This window comes from Pannus brasiliensis CCIBt3594 (genome assembly GCF_036688125.1).
GTDB lineage: Bacteria > Cyanobacteriota > Cyanobacteriia > Cyanobacteriales > Microcystaceae > Pannus > Pannus brasiliensis.
In genome coordinates this window covers 12,902-36,404 of the sequence record NZ_JBAFSM010000040.1, presented here as the reverse complement: position 1 = coordinate 36,404, position 23,503 = coordinate 12,902, and the positions used below count along the sequence as shown (strand labels likewise).

The 23,503-nt window shown below is 51.0% G+C and carries 24 protein-coding genes; 10 read left to right on the top strand and 14 right to left on the bottom strand.

All coding sequences use genetic code 11. The features are described 5' to 3' along the window. Positions 1-25: 25 nt before the first annotated feature. Entirely contained in the window at positions 26-1,615 is a 1,590-nt protein-coding gene (locus V0288_RS18260) for a glycoside hydrolase family 57 protein (protein ID WP_332866584.1), read from the top strand. 46 nt (positions 1,616-1,661) lie between these two features. On the opposite strand, the gene V0288_RS18255 is transcribed toward V0288_RS18260, so the two are convergent. After that, positions 1,662-1,844 (bottom strand): hypothetical protein, encoded by a 183-nt coding sequence (locus V0288_RS18255; protein ID WP_332866583.1) that lies wholly within the window; start codon positions 1,842-1,844, stop codon positions 1,662-1,664. On the opposite strand from V0288_RS18255, the gene V0288_RS18250 reads away from it, so the two are divergent. Then, positions 1,834-3,495, top strand: a complete 1,662-nt coding sequence (locus tag V0288_RS18250; protein WP_332866582.1) for an FAD-dependent oxidoreductase — start codon at positions 1,834-1,836, stop codon at positions 3,493-3,495. The two genes, V0288_RS18255 and V0288_RS18250, sit on opposite strands and share 11 nt — an antisense overlap. Before the next feature lie 101 nt (positions 3,496-3,596). Here the strand turns inward: V0288_RS18250 and V0288_RS18245 are convergent, their stop codons facing one another. The 3 genes from V0288_RS18245 to V0288_RS18235 all read right to left on the bottom strand — a co-directional run bounded on the left by V0288_RS18245 (position 3,597) and on the right by V0288_RS18235 (position 7,407). Continuing rightward, on the bottom strand, positions 3,597-4,250 hold the full coding sequence (locus V0288_RS18245) for a hypothetical protein (protein ID WP_332866581.1): 654 nt from the start codon (positions 4,248-4,250) through the stop codon (positions 3,597-3,599). Positions 4,251-4,321: 71 nt separating this feature from the next. Then, positions 4,322-4,882 carry a hypothetical protein gene (locus V0288_RS18240; protein WP_332866580.1) on the bottom strand — a complete coding sequence of 187 codons (561 nt, stop codon included), beginning with the start codon at positions 4,880-4,882 and terminating at the stop codon, positions 4,322-4,324. Positions 4,883-4,956: 74 nt separating this feature from the next. Beyond that, positions 4,957-7,407 (bottom strand): PAS domain-containing hybrid sensor histidine kinase/response regulator, encoded by a 2,451-nt coding sequence (locus tag V0288_RS18235; protein WP_332866579.1) that lies wholly within the window; start codon positions 7,405-7,407, stop codon positions 4,957-4,959. A 155-nt stretch (positions 7,408-7,562) separates the two neighbouring features. Here V0288_RS18235 and psb32 point away from each other — a divergent pair, with 155 nt between their 5' ends. Continuing rightward, the gene (gene psb32 / locus V0288_RS18230) at positions 7,563-8,207 is read left to right on the top strand and encodes a photosystem II repair protein Psb32 (protein ID WP_422662015.1); all 645 of its coding nucleotides are present in this window, start codon (positions 7,563-7,565) and stop codon (positions 8,205-8,207) included. 79 nt (positions 8,208-8,286) lie between these two features. On the opposite strand, the gene V0288_RS18225 is transcribed toward psb32, so the two are convergent. The 5 genes from V0288_RS18225 to sufB form a co-directional block, all read right to left on the bottom strand. Next, positions 8,287-8,928 carry a Uma2 family endonuclease gene (locus tag V0288_RS18225; RefSeq protein ID WP_332866577.1) on the bottom strand — a complete coding sequence of 214 codons (642 nt, stop codon included), beginning with the start codon at positions 8,926-8,928 and terminating at the stop codon, positions 8,287-8,289. 51 nt (positions 8,929-8,979) lie between these two features. Next, positions 8,980-10,242, bottom strand: a complete 1,263-nt coding sequence (locus tag V0288_RS18220; protein ID WP_332866576.1) for a SufS family cysteine desulfurase — start codon at positions 10,240-10,242, stop codon at positions 8,980-8,982. Positions 10,243-10,323: 81 nt separating this feature from the next. Continuing rightward, complete coding sequence (gene sufD, locus V0288_RS18215; RefSeq protein WP_332866575.1) at positions 10,324-11,655, bottom strand: Fe-S cluster assembly protein SufD; 1,332 nt, start codon at positions 11,653-11,655, stop codon at positions 10,324-10,326. Between the two features lie 78 nt (positions 11,656-11,733). Then, positions 11,734-12,504, bottom strand: a complete 771-nt coding sequence (gene sufC, locus V0288_RS18210) for a Fe-S cluster assembly ATPase SufC (RefSeq protein ID WP_332866574.1) — start codon at positions 12,502-12,504, stop codon at positions 11,734-11,736. Between the two features lie 76 nt (positions 12,505-12,580). Next, a complete protein-coding gene (gene sufB / locus V0288_RS18205) occupies positions 12,581-14,023 on the bottom strand; it encodes a Fe-S cluster assembly protein SufB (RefSeq protein WP_332866573.1) in 1,443 nt (480 codons plus the stop codon). Positions 14,024-14,236: 213 nt separating this feature from the next. Between sufB and sufR the strand changes: the two genes are divergently transcribed. Next, on the top strand, positions 14,237-14,872 hold the full coding sequence (gene sufR / locus V0288_RS18200) for an iron-sulfur cluster biosynthesis transcriptional regulator SufR (protein WP_332866572.1): 636 nt from the start codon (positions 14,237-14,239) through the stop codon (positions 14,870-14,872). A gap of 99 nt (positions 14,873-14,971) precedes the next feature. Then, positions 14,972-15,574, top strand: coding sequence for a Uma2 family endonuclease (locus V0288_RS18195; RefSeq protein ID WP_332866571.1), 603 nt, complete (start codon positions 14,972-14,974; stop codon positions 15,572-15,574). Positions 15,575-15,667: 93 nt separating this feature from the next. Here V0288_RS18195 and V0288_RS18190 read toward each other — a convergent pair whose 3' ends face one another. Genes V0288_RS18190 through V0288_RS18175 form a run of 4 tightly spaced genes read right to left on the bottom strand, consistent with a single transcriptional unit; the run spans position 15,668 to position 19,493 of the window. Beyond that, on the bottom strand, positions 15,668-16,063 hold the full coding sequence (locus V0288_RS18190; RefSeq protein ID WP_332866570.1) for a KGK domain-containing protein: 396 nt from the start codon (positions 16,061-16,063) through the stop codon (positions 15,668-15,670). Positions 16,064-16,108: 45 nt separating this feature from the next. After that, on the bottom strand, positions 16,109-16,567 hold the full coding sequence (locus V0288_RS18185) for a KGK domain-containing protein (RefSeq protein ID WP_332866569.1): 459 nt from the start codon (positions 16,565-16,567) through the stop codon (positions 16,109-16,111). 58 nt (positions 16,568-16,625) lie between these two features. Then, a complete protein-coding gene (locus V0288_RS18180) occupies positions 16,626-16,976 on the bottom strand; it encodes a KGK domain-containing protein (RefSeq protein WP_332866568.1) in 351 nt (116 codons plus the stop codon). Between the two features lie 60 nt (positions 16,977-17,036). Beyond that, a complete protein-coding gene (locus V0288_RS18175) occupies positions 17,037-19,493 on the bottom strand; it encodes a dynamin-like GTPase family protein (RefSeq protein WP_332866567.1) in 2,457 nt (818 codons plus the stop codon). 66 nt (positions 19,494-19,559) lie between these two features. Between V0288_RS18175 and V0288_RS18170 the strand changes: the two genes are divergently transcribed. From V0288_RS18170 to V0288_RS18150, 5 genes are all read left to right on the top strand, one after another. After that, positions 19,560-19,775, top strand: coding sequence for a hypothetical protein (locus V0288_RS18170; protein WP_332866566.1), 216 nt, complete (start codon positions 19,560-19,562; stop codon positions 19,773-19,775). 181 nt (positions 19,776-19,956) lie between these two features. After that, positions 19,957-20,235, top strand: a complete 279-nt coding sequence (locus V0288_RS18165; RefSeq protein ID WP_332866565.1) for an RNA recognition motif domain-containing protein — start codon at positions 19,957-19,959, stop codon at positions 20,233-20,235. 112 nt (positions 20,236-20,347) lie between these two features. Then, positions 20,348-20,536: a 30S ribosomal protein S21 gene (gene rpsU, locus V0288_RS18160; RefSeq protein ID WP_332866564.1), complete on the top strand. Its 189-nt coding sequence runs from the start codon at positions 20,348-20,350 to the stop codon at positions 20,534-20,536. A gap of 76 nt (positions 20,537-20,612) precedes the next feature. Next, entirely contained in the window at positions 20,613-20,900 is a 288-nt protein-coding gene (locus V0288_RS18155) for a hypothetical protein (protein WP_332866563.1), read from the top strand. Between the two features lie 37 nt (positions 20,901-20,937). Continuing rightward, positions 20,938-21,246: a carbon dioxide-concentrating mechanism protein CcmK gene (locus tag V0288_RS18150; protein ID WP_332866562.1), complete on the top strand. Its 309-nt coding sequence runs from the start codon at positions 20,938-20,940 to the stop codon at positions 21,244-21,246. A 100-nt stretch (positions 21,247-21,346) separates the two neighbouring features. On the opposite strand, the gene uvrB is transcribed toward V0288_RS18150, so the two are convergent. Further along, the gene (gene uvrB / locus V0288_RS18145; RefSeq protein ID WP_332866561.1) at positions 21,347-23,344 is read right to left on the bottom strand and encodes an excinuclease ABC subunit UvrB; all 1,998 of its coding nucleotides are present in this window, start codon (positions 23,342-23,344) and stop codon (positions 21,347-21,349) included. Positions 23,345-23,503: the final 159 nt, after the last annotated feature.

Sequence of the window (23,503 nt, the reverse complement as noted above, 5' to 3'; positions counted from 1 at the left end):
TACAGTAATTCTAAGAAGAACTCCTATGGCTTTCGGCTATGTTGCCCTCGTTCTCCACGCTCATTTGCCCTTCGTGCGTCACCCGGAGAGCGATTACGTCCTAGAGGAAGAATGGTTATACGAAGCGATTACGGAAACTTATGTTCCCCTCCTGCAAGTGTTCGAGGGACTCAAACGCGACGGGATCGATTTTAAAATGACGATGAGCATGACCCCGCCGTTGGTGTCCATGCTCCGCGATCCGCTCCTCCAAGAGCGTTATGACGAACATTTAGCAAAATTAGAAGAATTAATTCAAAAAGAAATCGATCATAACCAACATAACGGACATATCCGGTATCTCGCGGAATATTACGCCGAATCTTTCCGTAGCATCCGCCAAACGTGGGAGAAATACGATCGAGATCTGGTCAAAGCCTTTAAACAGTTCCTCGACAGCAACAATTTAGAGATCATCACCTGCGGGGCGACTCACGGCTATCTCCCCCTGATGAAAATGTATCCCCAGGCGGTCTGGGCGCAAATTCAAGTCGCGGCGGAACATTACGAGGAGACTTTCGGCCGTCCCCCCAAAGGTATCTGGCTTCCCGAGTGCGCGTACTACGAGGGAGTGGAACGGATGTTAGCCGACGCGGGTATCCGCTATTTCCTCGTCGATGGCCACGGCATTCTCTACGGTCGTCCCCGGCCCCGGTTCGGTTCCTACGCGCCGGTGTTCACCGAGACGGGGGTGGCGGCTTTCGGACGGGATCACGAATCCTCCCAACAGGTGTGGTCGTCTCAGGTGGGCTACCCCGGCGATACGGTCTATCGGGAATTCTATAAAGATCTCGGTTGGGAAGCGGAGTACGAGTACATCAAGCCGTACATTATGCCCAACGGTCAGCGCAAGAATATCGGGATTAAATACCACAAAATCACCAGCCGCGACGGGGGATTGTCGGAAAAAGCGCTATACGATCCCTACTGGGCGAAAGAAAAGGCCGCCGAACACGCGGGGAATTTCATGTACAACCGCGAGCGTCAGGTGGAGAGCCTGGCGGCCATTATGGGCCGGCCGCCGATTGTCGTCTCCCCCTACGACGCGGAATTATTCGGTCACTGGTGGTACGAGGGGCCGTGGTTTATCGATTTCCTCTTCCGGAAAGCGTGGTACGACCAGAATACGTTCCAGATGACCCACCTCGCCGATTACCTGCGCGATAACCCGACCCAACAGGTCGTCCGTCCCTCCCAATCGAGTTGGGGTTACAAGGGTTTCCACGAATACTGGCTCAACGAGACGAATACCTGGATCTATCCCCACCTACACAAGGCGGCGGAACGGATGATCGAGTTAAGTCGGCGCGAACCGGCGGACGAATTGGAGGAACGCGCGCTCAATCAGGCGGCCCGGGAATTATTACTGGCGCAATCGTCGGACTGGGCGTTTATTATGCGGACGGGGACGATGGTTCCCTACGCGGTCCGTCGCACCCGATCGCACCTCCTCCGGTTAAATAAAATCTACGAGGACGTGAACGCCGGGAAGATCGATTCCGGTTGGCTCCAGAAAGTCGAGGAGATCGATAATGTTTTCCCGAATATTAACTATCGGGTTTACCGTCCCCTATAGATAACCGTTAAAAACCGTTAAAAACCGTAGGGTGGGTTACGCGACGCTAACCCACCAAGATTAACGCGGTGTAACTCCCGACTCCTGCCTCCTGCCTTCTCTGACCCCCGGCGATGACTAGAATAAAAAATATCGCCGGACGTTGACCGGTCTTTCCGGTTGGATTCGGTCGATCGAAAGATTCTCGCGTTTTTTTCAACGTTCGATCGGGAGGACAGATGACTAACAAACGGATTTTGATCGTCGGGGGAGTGGCCGGGGGGGCATCCTGCGCCGCGAGAGCGAGACGGCTCTCGGAAGAAGCGGAAATCGTCATTTTCGATCGGGGTTCTTTCGTTTCCTTCGCCAATTGCGGACTGCCTTACTACGTCGGGAGCGTGATCGCCGACGAGAAAAAATTATTGGTCGCCAACGAGGATCTATTCCGAAACCGTTTTAATATTCAAGTTCGATTAGAACACGAGGCGATCGCCATCGATCGATCGGCCCGAATCCTCAAAGTCAAAAACCTCCGAAGTGGCGAGATATTAGAAGAACCCTACGACGCGCTCGTATTATCTCCGGGCGCGTCGCCAATCCGTCCTCCCCTACCCGGAATCGACCTTCCGGGAATTTTCGCCCTACGAACCATCCCCGATAGCCGGCGGATTCGCGAGTGGATCGACCTCCATCGGGTAAAACAGGCGGTCATCGTCGGTGGGGGATTTATCGGTCTGGAAATGACCGAAAACCTAGCCAATCGGGGAATCGCCGTCACCCTGCTCGAAAAACTTCCCCAAGTGATGCCCCCGTTCGACCCGGAAATGATGGTTTCGGTACACGCGCACCTACGCGAGCGGGGGGTAAAACTCTGTCTGGGGGATGGTGTCAAAAGTTTCGAGAGGGTATCGGACGATCGATTGGCGGTTTTGACCGAGGCCGGGGAACATCACGAGGCGGAGATGGTGATTCTCGCGATCGGGGTGAGACCGGAAACCGCGCTGGCGAAAGAGGCCGGACTAGAATTAGGCGATCGGGGCGGGATTCGGGTCAATTCGCGAATGCAAACCGGCGATCCGAATATCTGGGCCGTCGGCGATGCCGTCGAGGTACGCGACTGGATCACCGGGGAATGGACGCTGATCCCGTTAGCGGGGCCCGCGAACCGTCAGGGCCGGATCGCGGCCGACGTGATCTGTGGTCGGGATTCGGACTTTCGCGGGGTACAGGGGACGGCCGTGTGTAGTATTTTCGAGCTAGTCGTGGCTAGTACGGGAGCGAGCGAGAAAACCCTACGGCGATCGGGACTGGATTATCGGAAAGTTTACCTACATCCGGGGCATCACGCCGGATATTTCCCCGGAGCGGAACCGATCGACATTAAACTACTGTACGCGCCGGCGGACGGTCGGGTATTGGGAGCGCAGGCGGTCGGCAAAGAGGGGACGGAAAAACGGATCGACGTGATCGCGATGGCTATTCAGGCCGGATTGACCGTTTTCGACCTAGAGGAAGCCGAACTCTGTTACGCGCCCCAATTCGGCGCGGCGAAAGATCCGGTCAATTTCGCGGGGATGATCGCCGCTAACGCCGCGCGGGGCGATTCCCCGATCGTGTACTGGGAAGATCTGGAGTTAGGACGGGTGACTTTGCTCGATGCGCGAGAGGTCGCCGAGTTCGATCGGGGTCATGTAGCGGGAGCGTTGAATATTCCCCTCTCGGAGTTACGCCGGCGGATGGACGAGATCCCGCTCGATCGACCGGTCTGGACGTACTGCCAGGTGGGTCAACGGGGTTATTACGCGACCCGCGCCCTACGTCAACGGGGATTCGACGCGTACAATCTCACCGGGGGGATCAAGACCTATTACGCGATGCGGGAAATCGGCGCGACGATCTAGGGCGCGAGCGGTGGCTTTTTCGAGGGGATAAACAGCCCCAAAAAGCACGATCGCTCGGTTTTTCGGTGGGTTAGGCGGTGCTAACCCACCCTACGATTTGTCTAAAAATTCACCTGAATCTCGTCCGCGGGGGGTTGATAGGGTAAATTATCGTTGAGGATGCGGGGAACGGGGAAATTCCGCTCGGTGACGGTATTTTCTAATCGATCTTGAACGCTCGTTAAAACGAGTCGGGATTCGGCGGGATTTACCGTGTATTGTCGGGTAGAAATTCCCTGCGGACAACAGGGAGGATCGCCGGGATAGTAGACTCCCATCGTGACCGTTACCGTACCGTTTTGGGTGGCGACCCGATCGATATTTACCCCCTCCCCGAGAAAGACGGTATCCACGTTACTCGGTGTCCCGTTACTATCGGCAACTAGGGCTAAATAATACTTCGATCGCAGTCCCGTGGACGGATCGAAAGTCACCCGTAAAACCGCGACTCCATCCTCGTAATTGTCTCCCGTAAAGTTCCCGATTAACGCGTCTTGACTTAGGGTAACGGCGGTGATTTTGCCCGTGTTTCCTTGAAAATTGCCGTTGTTTAAGGTAACTTTCCCGTAGTTCGGAATATTGTAGGTCGCGCTTTGTAAGGTGTTTAGAGTTATCGCGCTCTGGGCGTTCGATCGGGGGACGAGAGCGATCGACTGACCGAACCAGAAACCGAGAGCGATCGAGATAATGGATTTTACCTTCCTAGATTCTACCATGTTTTTTACTTCCAGAAGCTACCTTTTTTATCGTTCCTATCCAATCCTAAAAAGCTGACCGCTGACGGCTATCACCGATTCAAATTCGGAATAAAATTGTTCTGCGTGTCGAAAAGTTGTACGTTGTTGAGGGTACAAATCATCCCGTATTTCTCGGCGAGGTTATTTTTCCAGGTGGTTAATTGTTTTTTCCCGTTCTTACCCCCTAACCAATAAACGGTTAGAATTCCGAGGGTCTGTTCGGGTTCACAGGAGAGGTTCAAAGTGCCGTCGGGAATATCGGCATTTTCCTCGGTACACTTCCATCCCTGTTTTTCAATAATTTCTTTCCATCCCTTCACTTCTTTCGCGGAAACGGCGATCCGATCTTTCCCCATCGTGCAAACCCAATTTCGTAACTGGGTCGGATCGTTGGGAATCTCGCCCGGATTTTGATTATTATTTTGATTATTATTCGGGGTTAGCCCTCCCGGTAAAGAAGGAGTGGTGGGAAGGCCGGGAGTGGTGGGAAGACCGGGAACCGAGGGAACACCGGGAACGGAAGGAACGCGGGGAACCGAGGGAACTTGCGCGATCGTGGGGGAAACCGGCAAAGAAACGATTACGGCGGCCAGTGTTTTGATAATCTTCACGGGTTTAAAATCAGTATTTTATAGACACGACATTCACCTTACCATATTTAGCGATCGCTACCACGAAAACGCTCTTAAGAGATGTTTAAATTTTCCGTTAATCGAGCGATCGAGTCGAAGAGAAATTGACTCGCTAACTGTTGTAAACCGATCGATAACTCGGCCTGTTCGGGGGGGATTTCGGCCGCGAGTTCGATCACCCGATCGTCATTACATTCTAGGGCCGCCTCCCGCAGTCGATCGAGCCAATCGCGATCCATCAGCGCCAGACTCGATCGTAACGGTTCCGGATCGATCGACGGGGCGATCGATCGATCTTCGCGATCCTCGGCGTATATATACAATACTCCCAAATATTCCGCCATTTTCTGCCAGATCGTTTCCTCTTGGAACGGTTTCCGCACGAAATCATCGCATCCAGCCGCGATCACGAGGGCGCGATCTTCCTCGAACGCACTGGCGGTTAGGGCGATAATTACCGTTTCCCGGCGATTTTCCCCCTCTAAACGCCGGATCTCGCGGGTCGCGGTGTAGCCGTCCATCACCGGCATTCGCATATCCATCCAGATTAGATGGGGTCGCCATTCGCGCCAGAGATCGATCGCCTCCCGTCCGTTGGCGGCCTGACGCGTGGAGAGTCCCACCGTAGAGAGGAGCGTGGTTAACAGTAAACGGCTTTCCGGGCGATCCTCGACGACCAGTATCCGATATTTCGGTTGATTGGGATTTAAACCGATGACTTTGCGCGCGATCCGGTCTTGTTTGATTTCCTCTCCCGTCGCGGGGGTGACGAGAATATCGAACGCGAACACGCTACCCCGTCCGAGAAGGCTACTCACCCGCAAAGTTCCCCCCATCAACTCCACGAATTTCCGGCTGATGGGTAAGCCTAATCCCGTCCCCTGTTGCGATTTCCGTCCCGTTTCCGTCTGCACGAAGGGTTCAAATAATTTGGGGATGTCGTCGGGAGTGATTCCCGGCCCGGTATCCTCGATCTCGAAAATTAGCCGATAGGACTCTTTTTCGGGGATAGCCTTCACCCGTAGCGTTACGCCTCCCGATTCGGTGAATTTAATGCCGTTCCCGAGCAAATTTATCAGAACCTGACGCAGTTTACTCTCGTCGCTATAAACATAGCGCGGCAGATCCGCGTCGATATCGAAGATCGAGGATAACCCTTTCGCGCGCGCTTGGGGTTGTAACATTTCCTCGATATTGGTTAAAAGATGCTCTAGATCGAAGGTACGGGGATTATAGGTGGTTCTACCCGCCTCGATCTTCGACATTTCTAAAATATCGTTGATTAGCTCTAATAGATGTTCGCCGCTACGGTTGACGATGCCTAGATAGTCCCGTTGTTCGCGACCGAGGTGATCGTCGCGGGCCATCAAGCGAGTGAACCCGAGAATGGCGTTGAGGGGAGTGCGTAACTCGTGACTCATATTGGCGAGAAATTCACTTTTCGCTCGGTTGGCCCGATCGGCGGCTTCTTTCGCCTCTTTTAACTCGATTTCCGCCCGATGTCTCGCTTGGGCGATGGCGATCAGTTCCCCGATTAACCGCGCGAGATTGATGTCCTCCCGCGTCCATTGTCGTCCGGGAGTGGCATCGAGGCCGAGATAGCCCACGGTAGACCCCGCTCCGTCCAGCATGGGAACGACTAACAGGCAGGGGGTGGGACTGGGGAGTAAAATCTCTCTCTCGGCGATCGCGGTGGGGGGGAGTTCCTCGATCGAGTTTAACCGGATGGGAATCCCGTTTAATAACTGTTCGGAAAACCAGGGATAGGTTTCGATCGAAAGGTTTTGCGATTGTTCGAGAATCGGGATAATTTCCGGGCGATCCGGATCGCACCATTCGTAGACCATACTCCACTGTTGCCGACAGGGAGTGTATTGAATGATATAGGAACGCGCGGCGCGGCTAAACGTACCGATCGCGTCTAAAGTCCGCTCGATCGCCGTGTCGAGGTCATTTTCGATTAATAAACGGGTGACGCGACTGAGGAGATTATCGCGATCGGCCTGTATTTCTAGGGCTTTCTCGCGTTGTTTGCGATCGTTGATGTCGGTGTGGGTTCCGGCCATGCGGATCGGTTGTCCGGTCTCGTCCCAGAGTGCCTGCCCGCGCGCGAGAATCCATTTATAGGAGTTATCCTTGCAACGGAGTCGGAATTCGAGGCGATATTCGGGAATTTCGCGGGCGAGGTAGGCTTGGAGACTGTCGAGGACTCGATCGAGATCGTCCGGGTGCAGTAAATTCTTCCACGTCTCGAAATAGTTCGCGATCTCCTCGTCGCGATACCCTAACATTTCCTTCCACCGGGAAGAGAGAAAAAGCGTCCGCGTCCGCGGGTTCCAATCCCAGATCCCGTCGTTGCCCCCCTGGAGGATTAACTGCCAGCGTTCCTTATTTTCCTGCCATTCCTGCTGGATTCGCTTGAAATTCTCCCGCTCGCTTGTCCAAGCGTCGATCGCCGCTTCTAATTCCTGTTTTTTACCGTCGAATTCCTGGCAATCGCTCATAAACGGGGGACGGGGAAAGGTTACTTCTTATTGTATCGATCGAGGCCCGGATCTTTCCCCTATGATGTTTTATAGGAATTTTTCTATATATAAATATGCTGGAATTATTACGAACTTTCCGTCAATTCTCGATCGCCGTCGTTCTGGCCGGTTGGATGGCGATCGCTCTCGGTCTCTCTCCCGCGCTGGCGACGGGGGTGTACGACCTACCGATTTTAGGAGCGGGATCGTCTACTTACGTGGTAGACCAAGCTTCGGCGATCAGCGCGTCGAGCGAGGGCAGATTAAACCGGGATCTGCAACAATTAGCCGAAAAAACGGGCAAAGAAGTCCGGATGGTGGTGGTGCGCCGTCTGGATTACGGGCAGAAAATCGACGGTCTCGCCGATGACATCTTCCGCGAGTGGTATTCTAGCCCGGAAGATAAAGCGGATCAAACCCTGATCGTTCTCGATACGCTAACGAATAAAACCGCGATCCGCGTCGGGGACGGGGTAAATTCCCTATTAACCGACGAAATCGCCGATAGCGTCATTTCCGAAACGATGGCCGCGCCGTTAAAAGACGGGGCGAAGTATAATCAGGCGTTACTCGATGCCAGCCGTCGGGTGAGCGCGGTGTTATCGGGAGAAACCGACCCCGGCCCGCCGGAAGCGCGGACGGTGAATATCGAGAGTACCTTCACCAGCGCCGAGGAAACCAACGATAAAAGCGCGACGGTATGGGTTCTCGTCCTGCTGTTTTTCGCGACGGTGATCCCGATGGTAACGTATTTCTGGTACGCGGGTTTCGGTCGCTAATCGGCGAAAATCCCGCGATTTGACGATCCGCGATCTCTCGAAGAGGTCGCGGATTTGTTGTGACCGTCGGGCGATCGAGCTAGACTTCGCTTCGGTTTAAACTTTCCTTCAATTCCCGTAACATCGTCCGCGTTCCCCGTTCCATCGCGTCGTTCACCAGTCGGGGAATCATCACGCAAAGGTCGAAATCGGGAAAAATCCGGCTAACCGTCCCCTCTCGATACTCCCCACCATCGAGGAGATAGATTTTCAATCTCCCTTCACTGTATACCCATACCTCCGGGACAGCGATCGCCAGATACGCGTCAAGGGTAGTTTTCGAGGTGACATCGGATTCGATCGCCAGATCTGGAGGCGGATCGATTGTCAGATCCATCCGAAGACAACTCCGCACTCGATCCGCGTTTTCGATATAAAAACAGGTATCCGGTTCCACTCCCGCGATCCCGATCCGCCTAAAGGTAGTCGCCCCGAAATCCTCCCAATCTCTTCCCTGAAAATCCAAAATCGTTTTAACAATATCGGCGATAAGTCGGTGGGGACGTTCGTGAAGGGGTAGGGGAGACACGATTTCTAGGGTTCCTCGATAGTACGCGACGCGATATCGACGTTCCCCGCGTTCGGCAAGGAAAGTTTCATAGTCGCGCCAGGATAGGGAATCGATCGAGATGCAACTGCCGGGGGTTAATTCGATCGATTGAATCGGAACGGAAACGCTCATCGTCTCACCTCGTCGGTATACCTCGATCGTAGGATTCGATCGCCCTCCCCATCAACTGTAACAGGCGCGGAAAAAGTCGATCGTCTCCTGCAACGCGACCGCGAATCGATCGATCTCCTCGCGGGTATTGTACAGATACAGACTCGCCCGCGCGCTTCCCGACGCGTCGAACAATCGGTGTAAAGGTTGGGTACAATGGTGGCCCGATCGAATGGCGATTCCCTCGTGATCCAGTAGTGTCGCGAGATCGCTGGCGTGAATTCCCGCCACATTAAACGAGGCTAAGGCCGCGCGTCCCTTGCCGTCCGCGGTCGGTTTCGGCCCGTATACCCGTAGATCTTGGATATTTTCTAACTTTTTAAACAGATAGGCGGTTAATTCTTCCTCGTAGGCGTGGATCTTGTCCATACCTATGCCCATTAAATAGTCTACCGCCGCCCCGAGGGCGATCGCCTCGCCGATGGCCGGGGTTCCCGCCTCGAATTTGTGGGGAAGTTCCGCGGTGGTGAAATGGTCGAGATAAACCTCGGCAATCATCTCGCCCCCACCGAAAAAGGGCGGCATTTCTTCTAAAATCTCTAATTTCCCGTACAAAAATCCGATTCCCGTGGGCGCGCACATTTTATGACCGCTGGCTACCAACCAATCGCAATCGATCGCCCGCACATCGATCGGGAAATGCGGTACACTCTGACAGGCATCGATCAACACTCTCGCGCCCGATTGGTGCGCCAGACGGGTAATTTCCTCGACGGGATTGATACAGCCGAGCGTGTTGGAAATATGGACGACGGCGACTAACTTAGTCTTTTCCGATAGTAAAGATTTATATTGTTCCAGATCGAAGCCTTCTTCGGGCGTTAGACCGACATATTTAATGACAGCCCCCGTTTTCTCGGCGATAATCCGCCAGGGGATTAAATTACTATGGTGTTCCATCACCGAGAGAATGATTTCATCCCCGGCTTTCAGCGTGTTCAGCCCCCAACTATAGGCGACGAGATTAATCGCTTCCGTGGCGTTGCGCGTGTAGACGATTTCCTGACGCGAGGCGGCGTTAATAAACCGCGCCACCTTATCCCGCGTCCCCTCGTATCCTTCCGTCGCGCGGACACTCAAAGTATGCGCGCCGCGGTGGACGTTGGCGTTGTCGTGTTCGTAGTAATACAGCAGGGCATCCAACACCGCGCGGGGTTTTTGCGAGGTAGCGGCGCTATCGAGGTAGATTAACGGCTTTTCGTGTACCGTCTGGTTCAGGATCGGAAAATCAGACCGTACCGTTCTACCGAGGGTTTTTTCTTGCAGAATAGTCATCGTTTTTAGGAGTCAGGAGACAGGAGTAGGGTGGGTTACGCTTCGCTAACCCACCGAGAAACAGGAGACTTCCCCGAAAAATTAATCCCCACTCCGGCAGGCCACGCATTGCCCTAGGCGCTGTTGTAGGGATTCTACTGGTATTTTATCGAGAATTTCCGCGGCGAAAGCATCGATTAATAAATTCCGCGCGTCCTGTGCCGTTAAACCGCGACTCTGTAGATAGAAGACCTCATCGGCTTCCAATTGGCTAACGGTCGCGCCGTGGGAACATTTGACGTTATCGGCGGTAATCTGAAGTTCTGGCTTGGTATTTACCCGCGCTTTCGGCGAAAGTAACAGATTTTGGTTTAACTGCGCCGCGTTGGTGAGTTGGGCGGGTTTGGGAACGAACACTTTCCCGTTAAAGATCGCGTGGGCTTTCCCATCGACGATACATTTATGGAGTTGGTTGGTGGTTCCGCCGGGGAAGTTCAGATAAATCGCGCTGTGGGTGTCGGCGGTTTGTTCGCCGGCAATCATGGTTAAACCGTTGAGTGCGGTTTCTGTCTGTTCGCCGGATTGGGTGACATCGAGGTTATGGCGGTACAGTTTCGCGCCGAGGGTAATCTCGTTAAGAGTATAGCGGCTATCGCGGAATTGTTCGATCGAGGTCCGGCCGATATGGAACGCGTCCCCCGATTCCCGTTGTAAACGCGTGTGCTGTACTTCGGAATTGGCCTCTAGATAGATTTCCGTGACGGCGTTGGTAAAATAGGGCTGATTATTCGGAATATCCGAGCAATGGGTCGCCAGGGCGACGTAATTCTCGATAATACTGACTTTCGCTCCCGTTTCGGTGATAATCAGGGTTCGCGGTTGATAGAATCGCGGCGTTCCGTCGGCGATCGATAGGTACAATAGGTGAATCGGCGCGGTTTCGGTCACGTTTTTGGCGACGTGAATAACCGCCACATCGGAGAATCCCGCCCCGTTCAGCGCGCTAAAAAATTCTTCCGATTTTTCCCGCCCTAAATACTTGACAATTAAGTCGATCTGTGTATCGGCGAGGTTGCCGACGCTGACCCCGGCCGACAACGCGGAAATATCCGACAATTCCGGGGAATAAAAACCGTTGACGAACACGATACGACTCTGTTTCGCTTCCGGGAGGAGGAACGCGTTCAACACTTTCGGGTCGATACTTCCTTTGTCGGCCTTTTGCCAGTTCACCGCTAACAGTTCCGATATATCGGTGAACTGCCATTCCTCATCTTTTTTGCCGGGGATTCCCCAGCGATTCGCGATAGTTTCTCCGCGTTCGCGGAGGGAATGAATTTCCGGGCGATCGAGAACCGGTACGGTCTGCCGGCATACTGTTAACAGGGATGGTAAACTCACCCCGGATTTTTCTGCGATAAGCGTTGATGTCATTCTCCGATTGTCCTTATTTTCTAATTTATTCGTCGATTCCCCGTAGGGGCGGGGTTTCCCCGCCCGGTCTTCGCTAAATTATCGATTTACTAACGCTTGTTCGTCTAAGAATTCGTATCCTTTCTCTTCCAACTCTAGCGCGAGTTCTTTATCGCCACTGATGACGATACGACCGTCGTACATAACATGAATAATATCGGGTTCGATATAGTTAAGAAGGCGCTGGTAGTGGGTGATAAGTAGGAAAGCGTTATCGGGAGTGGCTAATTGATTGACCCCGTTGGCGACGATTCTCAGCGCGTCGATATCCAGACCGGAATCGATTTCGTCGAGAATGCCTAACGTGGGTTCGAGTAACGCCATCTGTAGAATCTCGTTGCGTTTTTTCTCGCCACCGGAGAAGCCTTCGTTTAAACTTCTGCCCAAGAAACTCGGGTTCATCTGCACGACGGCTAGTTTCTCCTCGACCAATTCCTCGAAGTCGAAACTATCTAACTCTTCTAGTCCCAAATGTTGACGACGCGCGTTGTAAGCGACGCGCAGGAAATCGAGGTTACTAACTCCGGGGATTTCTAGGGGATATTGGAACGCGAGGAAGATACCCAGTAGCGCCCGTTCATCGGGTTCTTTTTCGAGGATGCTTTCGCCTTTATAGATAATCTCTCCCCCGGTCACTTCGTAGTCGGGATGTCCGGCGATAATTTTCGAGAGGGTACTTTTCCCGGAACCGTTCCGACCCATAATCGCGTGGACTTCCCCGGCTTTGATTTCTAAGTTAACGCCTTTGAGGATAGGGGTTCCGTCTACATTAGCCGTGAGGTTTTGAACCGATAGAATGATTTCGCTCATGTTTTTTGTTGATAGTGGATTGGGTATTATGATTTTTGGTGGATTACGCTTCGCTAATCCACCCTACGATTCACGATTAGCCGACGGTTCCTTCTAGTTTTAGGCTTAAGAGTTTGTCGGCTTCGGCGGCGAATTCCATCGGGAGTTTGCTGAGAACATCTTTACAGAAACCGCTGACTAACATGGAGACGGCGTTTTCTTCGGAGATTCCCCGTTGGGCGAAGTAGAAAAGTTGGTCTTCGCCGATTTTCGAGGTGGATGCTTCGTGTTCGACTTTGGCGGTGTTGTTATCGACTTGGATATAGGGGAATGTGTTCGCTTCGGCGTTGTCCCCGATGAGCATAGAATCACATTGAGAGTAATTTCTCGCCCCCGTCGCTTTCGGCCCCATTTTCACCAGACCGCGATAACTATTCTGGGAATTTCCCGCGGAGATACCTTTAGAAATAATCGTACTGCGGGTGTTGCGCCCGATGTGGATCATTTTCGTCCCGGTGTCGGCCTGTTGCTTGTTATTGGTTAGGGCGATCGAGTAAAATTCTCCCACGGAATTATCCCCCACTAACACGCAACTGGGATACTTCCAGGTAATCGCCGAACCGGTTTCTACCTGCGTCCAGGAGATTTTAGAATTCACTCCCTTACATAAGCCGCGTTTGGTGACGAAATTATAAATTCCGCCTTTGCCGTTTTCATCGCCGGCGTACCAGTTCTGAACGGTGGAATATTTAATTTCCGCGTTATCGAGGGCGACCAATTCTACCACCGCGGCGTGTAATTGATTACTATCGTACATCGGCGCGGTACAGCCTTCTAAATAGCTAACCGACGCGCCTTCTTCCGCGACGATAAGGGTTCTTTCAAACTGTCCCGTGTCGCCGTTGTTGATGCGGAAGTAGGTGGATAGTTCCATCGGACAGGTGACACCTTTCGGGATAAACACGAAGGAACCATCGCTAAAAACGGCCGAGTTCAACGCGGCGAAATAGTTATCGGCCACGGGAACGACGCTACCGAGATATTTTTGCACCAGTTCGGGATATTCTTTCAACGCTTCGGAGATGGAACAGAAGATTACCCCGTGTTCGGCGAGTTTTTCTTTAAAGGTGGTGGCGATGGAAACGCTATCGAAAATCGCGTCTACCGCGACGTTGGATAGACGTTTCTGTTCGGAGAGGGGAATTCCCAGTTTTTCAAAGGTTTCGATGAGGGTGGGGTCTACTTCCTCCAGACTATTCAATTTTTCTTTCTTCTGTTTCGGCGCGGAGTAGTAGATAATGTTCTGGTAGTCGATCGACGGATAGGAGACGTGCGGCCACGTCGGTTCGGTCATCTTCTGCCATTGACGGTAGGCTTTGAGGCGAAACTCTAGCATGAATTCCGGTTCGTCTTTTTTGGCGGAAATCAAGCGGATGATGTCTTCGTTGAGTCCGCGGGGAATGGTTTCCGACTCGATATCCGTGACGAACCCGTATTTATACGGCTGATTGACAAGGTTTTTAACGGTAGTCGCGCTCATTCGATTTCTGGTTCTCTCTAGGCTGGGGTAGTTCTCAAGGACGGCCGGGGAGCCACTTAAACAACTTTCTTGTTGCTTAAGTTTATTATAGAATAGATTAACAACAAAACCGTTGTCAAAGTCACGGAAATTTTTTGCCGACTCCGGCAGATTCCGCTTAGTCGATACGTTCCCACCCTCCCCGTCCCTCGCGACTTCCCGATTCCCGGTACTATGACCACCACCCAACCGACCACGACCAAAGACGATATTCTCGAATATCTGCTGAAGAACGATCGAGCGACCGCCCAAGAACTGGCGGAAACTTTAGATATTAGCCCGCAAGCGACGAGAAAACATTTAAAAGACCTAGAAAACGAGGGATTAATCGAGTATCGATCGATACAGAACGGCATGGGACGACCGCAACACCTCTATCATCTCAGTCGTACCGGCCGCGCGCGTTTCCCTCACAATTACGATGATTTCGCCGTGTCCTTTCTCGATACGCTGGTAGAGACGGTGGGGGAACAGCAAGTCGGGGAAGTTTTGCGGAAACAGTGGGAACGGAAAGCGGGAGAGTATCGCCGGCGCGTCGGTACGGGGCTTTTAGAGGAGCGTTTGACAAATTTGATGGAAATCCGCCGAGAGGAGGGTTATATGGCGGAATTACTGCCGGTGGAGACTCAAAAAAGTTATATCCTAGCCGAACATCATTGCGCGATTTCCGAGATCGCGGAATCCTATCCGAGTATCTGCGGTCACGAGTTGGAAATGTTCTCGATCGTCCTTCCCGATTGTACGATCGAGCGGACGCACTGGATGAACGGGGGCGAACATCGCTGTGGGTATTTAATTAAGGCGAAGTAAGGGGAATCAATTTTTCCGTCCCGATGCGGATGTCGCTTTCGTATACTGAAATCATAGAAAAAAGAGAAAGTTCGGTTTCTATAAGTAACCGAAAAAACTATGACTGTACTTCTCATCGAAAGCCACGAAACTCCTCTGACGGTTAATTTGCCGATGACTGTCACGATGACGATGGAACAGTTTTATGAATTCTGTCAAGCGAATCGAGATCTTCGCATCGAACGCGCCAGTACGGGAGAAGTTATTATTATGCCCCCCGCTTTTTCGGATACGGGTAATCGTAATTTTAATCTAGCGGTACAACTGGGAATTTGGACGGAACGAGACGGTACGGGTATCGGTTTCGATTCTAGCGCGGGTTTTACGTTACCGAATGGCGCGATCCGTTCTCCCGATGCTAGTTGGGTTAAATTAGAGCGATGGAACGCGTTAACGGAGGGGGAAAAAGCTTCTTTCGCTCCCGTTTGTCCTGATTTCGTGATCGAGTTACGTTCCGCGAGCGATCGACTGGCTACCCTACAGGATAAAATGCGGGAATATATCGCCAATGGGGTTTTATTGGGTTGGTTGATCGATTGTCAGAATCGTCGGGTTTATGTTTATCGTTTAGGGCGAGATGTGGAGATTTTGGACGATCCGGAAAGTGTGAGCGGCGATCCAGACTTGCCCGGTTTCGTGTTAAGGATGGATAAGATTTGGTAGCGTGATATGGGTTCAAAGAGAGGGGAGGTTTTTTGATTTTTTCCTCTAGAAAGGAATCGGGTGGCATGACTCACCCGATGATTTACCGAGGAATTAACTCATACTTTGACGGATATCGTCTAGAGGGGAGGGTGGGGGTTCGATCGATTCTGGTTCATCGGGATAAAATTCTACGCTAACTCGAATTTTTAGTTTGCCTTTCTGCCATCCGGAAGAATTAGCCTTTAAAATTTCACAAGGAACGCCCTCTTCAATCAAATCAAGAGTATAATTAGATTCTTGAATATTTCTTGCTCGTCGCCTTCTAATCATAGATGTTGTAGATATTTTTTCGGAAACTATAATTCCATTTTTCGCTAAAAGATCTTGAATAATTGTATTCAAATCTTTTAAGGCCGACTTTAGTTTTCCAAGTCTAATCGTTGTGTCATTCTCGAATTCGATACAGTCATCTTCATTGAGCGGTATGCCTCGATCGAACATATTCATCGCCGGATCTCCTTGTAAGGTATTGTATTTGATCTCTAGACTAAATTACATCATACTTCTACGAATGTCATCAAGCGGTGATTCGGGTTCTTGCGGCTCATCAATTGTCACATCCTTAGATATAAATTCCAAAATAATATTAATTTGGCGAGTTTTTTGTGGATCATTAAAATCTTCGTTTTTTAGATCGGTAAAAACGCACTTTCCGTATATTTTTAAGTAACCCGATCTCCAGCTTGTATCACCCAATAGTAATAGTTGACACTCTTTTCCTTCAGAAGGATAAAAAATCCAATCAAAATTATTGATTTGACCTAGACGGGTTCCACTGCTTGATTCGATTAGCCCATAGCAAGCTTTTTTGTTAATATGATATGTCAAGTCACTCAAAAGTTTTTGTTTGAATTTTTTAACTAAAATAGTTTGTTCGTCTTCAAACATGAGGACACTATTTTCGTCCTCGATGATCAAGCCTTGAGTGTCTTGGGAATCCTTAATAATCATGATGGTTACTCCTTGCGTTTTTTTAATGTTGATAAGGTGGGCAATGCCCACCCGTAAATTAAATCATACTTTGACGGATATCGTCTAGGGGAGATGGGGGTTCTTCAATTACCTCCGGTTCATCGGGATAAAATTCCACGCTCACTCGAATCTTGATTTTTCCTTTTTGCCATTTTTGAGATCCCAGCTTTAAAGCCTCGCACCGTACTCCGTCCCCCATCCATCCTGGATATCGTGGCAAACCATGAATTTCTGACTTATTCAAATAATCGGTAATTACCGAGTCGATATGTGATCTACACATCTCAGACATCACATATTTTAACCGTCTTGATTTGTACAAATTTAGTTCTGAAAAAGAAACTACATCGTTATCGTCAAAATCGGAAAAGTAAGAATGTTCGGACATGATTGACTCCTAGAGTTAGAAAAGCGGGTGAATAGGTGGGCTTCTGCCCACCCGAAAAAATTAGTCGATCGAATCCCCTAGAGTATCTTCCAGTCGGGGAGTATTACTAGACTCATCGATCGAGATCACTAACTCGCCATCGCCGATCGAGGGCAAGTGATGTTTCTGTAAATTCATCGCGGTGAGACAGGAATTAATCCCCTCGATCGCCTGATTGTAGCGAGCGATTTTCTTGCGGAGATCGCCTTGTTTGTAAGCGTTGCTCGCGATTTTTTCCGCCGCTTCCTGTTCTAAAGTTCGCTCTAGATAGGCGCGCGCTTTATCGTACTGTTGGAGAATCGCTTCCGCTTGTTTTTCCGCCATCGGTAACAATCGCGTTTTAATGCTATTGTTAATCGTTTGGCGAAAATGTTTACGGATGGTTGTCGATACTTTCGGCTCGAAATCTAGCTTGAGTAACTGACGGATCGCGGGTTCCGCTTGGATAATGCTCTCGCAGTCGTAACCCTGAGAAGTTTGCTGGAGAGTTTGCCGGAATTGGTAGATCGAGAAAGTACCTTCATCGTAAAAACGGGGACTCTCCCGAACATATCGATCGCATTCCGTCCGCGCTTCCGCGATCAGCGATTCGGTTAACTTTTCCTCCAACTGTTCGATCAGACTTTCGATACCGCCATCGTTGCCTAATAAGCGATACAGTTGGCGATAATACTCCGCTTGACGGACTCGATCGAGTAGACGTTGACAGAAACGAGTTACTAACTCTCTCAACTCCGCGACTAACACATCCTCTAACTCGTTAGAAAGGTAATATAACGCCTCCACCAACACCGCGAGTAACGGCGCGGTCGCGTTACGGGGATGGCTTTTCGTCGCGCGGCTGTAGGCATTCACGACGGAAAAAGTATTCAATAACTCGTCTAAACGAGAGACCATTCTCGCCTTCATTTTTTGAAAATCCGCGTCGAACATCGGATCTTGATTGACGAGCGTTTGATTGACTTCCTCCGCGATATGATGTTGAAACGCTTCCCCCACATCCTGTAACTCTTGATTGAGTTGGGTTAACTCCCACGCGATCATCGCCTCGATCTCCCGCGGTTGACTTTCTAAATCCCGATAAAGACCTTGAAAGTGATTTTTCAGGGTAATACAGAGAGGCTGTAAATCATCGGCTAACGTCGCGAATAATTGCGGGCGTTTTTCCTCGGTGAGATAGCGGGAGATCGCGTTCCGGAATTGCTCGATCCCGCTATCGGCAATCAGTTGATCGAGTAACGGGGTTCCCCACTCGCTGAGAACGCGGACGTAATTCTCGTTGGGAGTTTCATAGCCGTGAATCGAAACCTTAAAAGGAGTTCGCAGTAATTTTTTAGAACTGGCGCAGTAGTTATTGAATTCGATCACGAATTGCGGGGTTTCTTCTTCCCCTCCCAGACTTTTCACACTTTGGGCGAAAATCGAATCAAGACCGAAGCGATCGAGTCCGCCGGTATCTTTTTTCACCCGCGAGCCGTAGAATCCTAATAACCCGCTGGTGGGATAGATTCGATCGATCCCTCGGAAATCCGTTTGAAGCAGATGTTTTAACCGTTGATCCAGTTGGGGATTATACCAAGTTTCATCGATGCGGTTGAAAACGTAAAAAACCCGATCGCGAATACCGGGGTTCGAGCGCGTTTTCTCCAGTAATTCCGTCTCTTCGATCGCCAGTTCCCCCGCGGAAGCGGCTTTCAATACCGAGACGACCGCGGAAGTATCGGGATGCTCGATTTTCCGATAGGCTAACTCGGCATCTTTTTTCACCGGCGCGTCGATTCCCGGAGTATCTACTAAAACATTTCCATCTTTCAGTAAGGGGTGATGACATTGGTACTCGATGCGTTTGAGGACGGCGCTATTACTACCGCGACGCGCGAACCCGGCCGCGTCGGCTAGATTAGCGAAGTTAAATTGTTCCATCGAGTACGTCGCGTTAGTCGTCGGGTGAATCCGATCGCGATTCTGTTGGAACCCCTCGATGAGTAATTGCAATCCCCGCGCCTGTTTAGCCCGATCGGATTTACTCTCACCCCCCTCGGTTTCGATAATTTTCTGACAGTATTGGTGTAAAGTGTTCGCGTGTTCGGGAGTGGCGATATCGATCGATTTCGACAGATCCAATCGCTGGCAGATCGTTTCCACGAGCGTCCGGATTTCCGTCTCGCTGAGGAAGGTGAGAACCACCCTTTCCGCGTCCGGTGCCGCGTACTCGATATAACATTCCGTCCCCGTCGCGTGTCCCTCGGCACTATAGAGGAGTTCCCGTTCGAGAAGGGCATTAATCAGCATCGATTTTCCCGCGCTGAAAGCCCCCGCGAAGACAATTTCAAACTTGGGAGAGATGGCCTTTTTCAGGGAGGTCTCGATCGCCGCCGTGTCCTGTTGACTTCGTAGGGAAGGCTCACCCTGCAAGAGTTCGAGGAGATGGTTGACGTTACCGGCGAGATCGCTACATTGGGGGAGAAGTTGCGTCATGGGGGATAAAAACACTAGAGATCGTTTTTATTGTTCCCCAAACGCGGGCCGAAAACGCTCGCTCGAATGTCACAAGTTTTTGGCGTTCTCGCCGACGGTTCCGGGGATCTCGGTTCGCGATCGACGAAAACGGGCATCGTATCCCGAATCCGGCAAAACCTCACCGATTATTCATCCGGCGGTCATCCTCCCCCACCCCACCACCCGATCGAAAAAAAATGCGAGATTATGGTTACTTTACCGAGAAAACACCTCGAAATCCGCCCATTAGCCCATTTATAGATGCAATTCCGAACTCGATCGCCGGCCCGATCGGGCCGAAAGGGTGCTAGAATAACGGCAGAGAATTAAAGATCGGTAGTAGCACTTGTTTTTAGTATTAACGGGTTTTCGCGTTTTTCCATTGACAGACTTCACTCCGAAATTTACCTCTCCACATCCTTAAAAATTTTGGAGATCATCCATGTCGATTTACGTAGGTAATCTTTCCTATGAGGTTACGCAAGAAGATTTAACGGAAGTATTCAAAGAATACGGAGCGGTTAAGCGAGTTCAAGTTCCGACCGATCGGGAAACGGGCCGTCCCCGCGGGTTCGCGTTCGTCGAGATGGGAACGGAAACCGAAGAAAACGCCGCTATCGAAGCGTTAGACGGCGCGGAATGGATGGGTCGTCAGCTGAAGGTAAATAAAGCCAGACCCCGCGAGGAGAGAGGCCCTTCGGGTTTTTCCCGTCGTTATTAAACCGAGAGAGAGTTTTTTTTTCTCGACATAATTTCGGAAAGTCCCGCGAGATAAACGAGAGATTCGCCTCGCGAGGCTTTGTTTTTTATCCATCGAGTTAGGAGGGGTTGAAATGACTCAGGTGATTCCCGGCGAAAGCGAGAGAATCGATTCGGTTTTACGTCGGTTCAAGCGCGAGGTTTCTAAAGCGGGTATTTTTGTAGACTTGAAAAAACACCGCCATTTTGAAACACCGATCGAGAAGCGCAAACGCAAAGCCCTCGCGGTACACAAACAGCGTAAGCGGAAGTTCCGTTATTGATGATCGAGGTAGCTACCCGCTTCGAGCGTTTTTCGGAGAATAGTATGCTACTGTTGATGACATCGGAACGAATGCGGTGATTGAATCTCTTGTAGATCTCGGCAGAAGTTTTACAGATAACTATCCAGATGTACTCCCGCTCGGGATCGAGTTGCCCTTGAAAGTTCAAGCTTTAGATATTCGAGTTGGCGATCGCGTCCTTATCTACTTCAATACCAAAATGCAAGTCTGTACGGTACGGGATATTCTCGATTCCGGCCAGACTAACATTACTCTATCGGTTTTTATCGGCGATCACTATCGCCACACGGCCTCGCGTGTAGTTCGTTTCCGTCCGGACGCGACGCTCACTCTCGCCGCCTAACTATCACGACAGTTATTCATTCTGAGGGAATTTTACTATGTCAATCGCCATTGGAATGATCGAAACCCTGGGCTTTCCCGCTGTCGTCGAAGCGGCGGACGCGATGGTGAAAGCCGCCCGTGTCGTCCTCGTCGGTTATGAAAAAATCGGTAGCGGTCGCGTGACGGTAATCATCCGGGGTAATGTTTCCGAGGTACAAGCTTCCGTCGCGGCGGGAGTGGAAACGGTTAAGCGAGTGAACGGCGGACAAGTCCTCTCCACTCACATTATCGCCCGCCCTCACGAGAATCTGGAATACGTTCTGCCGATGCGCTACACCGAAGAGGTCGAGCAGTTCCGCGTTTAGGGGACGGGGAGGCGATGTTCTACCGTTGGAATTTCCTCTTGGCAAACCGCGAACGGCGCGTTTCCATCTCCCCGGCTAATTCTCGATCGAGAGAAATTCTTTAAATCCCCAATAACTTATCCCGTAGGTGTTTAATCCGATCGCGATATTTGGCGGCTTCCTCGAATTGGAGATTTTTAGCCGCTTCCTTCATCTGTTCTTCGAGTTGTTGGATCAAGACCGGTACTTGTTCTAACGGGATCTCGGAAACATTCTCCGTTACCGCTTCTAACTGCTGGGAATTCAAGCGACGGGAAATGTCGAGGAACGCGAGAATGGAATTGCCCGATCGAGAAGCGATCGGTCTCGGGGTGATCCCGTGTTTTTCGTTATATTCCCGCTGGATTTTCCGCCGTCTTTCCGTCTCTTCAATGGCTTTAATCATACTATCGGTCAGGTTATCCGCGTAGAGGATCGCCTGCCCGCGAACGTGTCGCGCCGCGCGTCCGATCGTTTGAATCAGCGAGCGTTCGGCGCGTAAAAACCCCTCTTTATCCGCGTCTAAAATCACCACGAGAGACACTTCCGGCAGATCCAAACCCTCCCGGAGTAAATTCACCCCGATCAATACGTCGAACTTCCCTTCCCGTAGATCTTGGATGATCTCGATCCGCTCGATCGATTGAATTTCCGAGTGCAGATACCGAACTTTAATCCCCCTTTCTTGAAAATACTCCGTCAGATCCTCCGCCATTTTTTTCGTCAGCGTGGTAATTAAAACCCGCTCCTTCAAGCGAACCCGATCCTTGATTTCCCCGAGTAGATCGTCCACCTGTCCCTCGGTAGGACGGACGAAAATTTCGGGATCTAACACTCCCGTCGGTCGGATAATCTGCTCGATCACCCGATCCTCGGACTGTTCGATCTCCCAATCCCCCGGGGTCGCGGAAACGAAAATACACCGTTTCACCATCTCCCAGAATTCTTCCGATTTTAGAGGACGGTTATCGGCCGCGCTGGGGAGACGGAAACCGTGATCGATCAGCACCATTTTTCGGGATCGATCGCCATTATACATCCCCCGGATCTGGGGAACCGTAACGTGAGATTCATCGACCACCAATAGCCAATCGTCGGGAAAATAATCGATCAGACATTCGGGAGGTTGCCCCGCGTTTCTCCCCGCGAGATGACGGGAATAATTTTCCACCCCGTTACAGTAACCCACCTCCTGTAACATTTCCAGATCGTAACGGGTACGCTGGGAAATTCTCTGCGCTTCGAGGAGTTTTCCCGCTTTTTCTAACTCTAGTACCCGTTGTTCCAGTTCATCTTTAATATCCAGACAAGCCTGTTGTAAACGTTCCTCCGGGGTGACGAAGTGACGCGCGGGATAGATGTTGATTTTGTTCAAACTCTGGATAATCTCGCCGGTGAGGGGATCGAGAAGACGGATACTGTCGATCTCGTCGCCGAAAAAGTCGATTTTGATCACCCGATCCTCGTAGGCGGGAACGATCTCTAGAATATCTCCCTTGAGGCGGAAGCGACCCCGACTGAGTTCGATATCGTTGCGGGTGTATTGGACGGAAACGAGATCCCGGAGTAATTTCCGTTGATCGTACTCCTTACCCACCCCGATCGAGATCGCCGCTTTCAGATACTCCGACGGTATCCCCAACCCGTAGATACAGCTAATCGAGGCGACAACGATCACGTCCTTTCTCTCGAATAGCGATCGAGTGGCCGAGTGGCGTAACATATCGATCTCGTCGTTGATCGACGCGGTTTTCTCGATATAGGTATCGCTAACGGGAATATACGCTTCCGGTTGATAATAGTCGTAATAACTGATAAAGTATTCGACAGCGTTATTCGGGAAAAACTGTCGCAGTTCATTACACAATTGCGCCGCGAGCGTTTTATTATGGGCGAGGACGAGGGTGGGTTTGCCGATTTTCTCGATCACCGCCGCGATCGTAAAAGTTTTTCCCGTCCCCGTCGCCCCGAGAAGGGTTTGAAAGCGATGGTCTCGCCCGAGGGAGCGAACCAGTCGATCGATGGCGCGGGGTTGATCCCCGGTGGGTTGAAACGGTGCTTGCAGGTGAAACGGATTCATCGTGTGATAAGACTTGTCAGGGCGGGAAAAATAAATTATCGATGAGATTACAAACGCTTATAGGGTTTTGATAGGGAAGGATGTATCTTTATAATAGAGAGGACTTTAAATCATTATTAAAATCCTTCGAGATCACCCCGAACTTAAATTGTATCGTTT

Excerpts from the sequence above, each read along its gene's own strand:
- V0288_RS18150 (WP_332866562.1), top strand. The coding sequence starts at position 20,938 with ATGTCAATCGCCATTGGAATGATCGAAACCCTGGGCTTTCCCGCTGTC.
- V0288_RS18170 (WP_332866566.1), top strand. The coding sequence starts at position 19,560 with ATGTCACAAGTTTTTGGCGTTCTCGCCGACGGTTCCGGGGATCTCGGT.
- V0288_RS18260 (WP_332866584.1), top strand. The coding sequence starts at position 26 with ATGGCTTTCGGCTATGTTGCCCTCGTTCTCCACGCTCATTTGCCCTTC.
- V0288_RS18165 (WP_332866565.1), top strand. The coding sequence starts at position 19,957 with ATGTCGATTTACGTAGGTAATCTTTCCTATGAGGTTACGCAAGAAGAT.
- sufR (WP_332866572.1), top strand. The coding sequence starts at position 14,237 with ATGACCACCACCCAACCGACCACGACCAAAGACGATATTCTCGAATAT.
- rpsU (WP_332866564.1), top strand. The coding sequence starts at position 20,348 with ATGACTCAGGTGATTCCCGGCGAAAGCGAGAGAATCGATTCGGTTTTA.
- sufC (WP_332866574.1), bottom strand. The coding sequence starts at position 12,504 with ATGAGCGAAATCATTCTATCGGTTCAAAACCTCACGGCTAATGTAGAC.
- V0288_RS18180 (WP_332866568.1), bottom strand. The coding sequence starts at position 16,976 with ATGTCCGAACATTCTTACTTTTCCGATTTTGACGATAACGATGTAGTT.
- V0288_RS18195 (WP_332866571.1), top strand. The coding sequence starts at position 14,972 with ATGACTGTACTTCTCATCGAAAGCCACGAAACTCCTCTGACGGTTAAT.
- psb32 (WP_422662015.1), top strand. The coding sequence starts at position 7,563 with ATGGCGATCGCTCTCGGTCTCTCTCCCGCGCTGGCGACGGGGGTGTAC.
- V0288_RS18190 (WP_332866570.1), bottom strand. The coding sequence starts at position 16,063 with ATGAATATGTTCGATCGAGGCATACCGCTCAATGAAGATGACTGTATC.
- V0288_RS18175 (WP_332866567.1), bottom strand. The coding sequence starts at position 19,493 with ATGACGCAACTTCTCCCCCAATGTAGCGATCTCGCCGGTAACGTCAAC.
- sufB (WP_332866573.1), bottom strand. The coding sequence starts at position 14,023 with ATGAGCGCGACTACCGTTAAAAACCTTGTCAATCAGCCGTATAAATAC.
- V0288_RS18220 (WP_332866576.1), bottom strand. The coding sequence starts at position 10,242 with ATGACTATTCTGCAAGAAAAAACCCTCGGTAGAACGGTACGGTCTGAT.
- V0288_RS18185 (WP_332866569.1), bottom strand. The coding sequence starts at position 16,567 with ATGATTATTAAGGATTCCCAAGACACTCAAGGCTTGATCATCGAGGAC.
- V0288_RS18250 (WP_332866582.1), top strand. The coding sequence starts at position 1,834 with ATGACTAACAAACGGATTTTGATCGTCGGGGGAGTGGCCGGGGGGGCA.
- uvrB (WP_332866561.1), bottom strand. The coding sequence starts at position 23,344 with ATGAATCCGTTTCACCTGCAAGCACCGTTTCAACCCACCGGGGATCAA.
- V0288_RS18245 (WP_332866581.1), bottom strand. The coding sequence starts at position 4,250 with ATGGTAGAATCTAGGAAGGTAAAATCCATTATCTCGATCGCTCTCGGT.
- sufD (WP_332866575.1), bottom strand. The coding sequence starts at position 11,655 with ATGACATCAACGCTTATCGCAGAAAAATCCGGGGTGAGTTTACCATCC.
- V0288_RS18235 (WP_332866579.1), bottom strand. The coding sequence starts at position 7,407 with ATGAGCGATTGCCAGGAATTCGACGGTAAAAAACAGGAATTAGAAGCG.
- V0288_RS18225 (WP_332866577.1), bottom strand. The coding sequence starts at position 8,928 with ATGAGCGTTTCCGTTCCGATTCAATCGATCGAATTAACCCCCGGCAGT.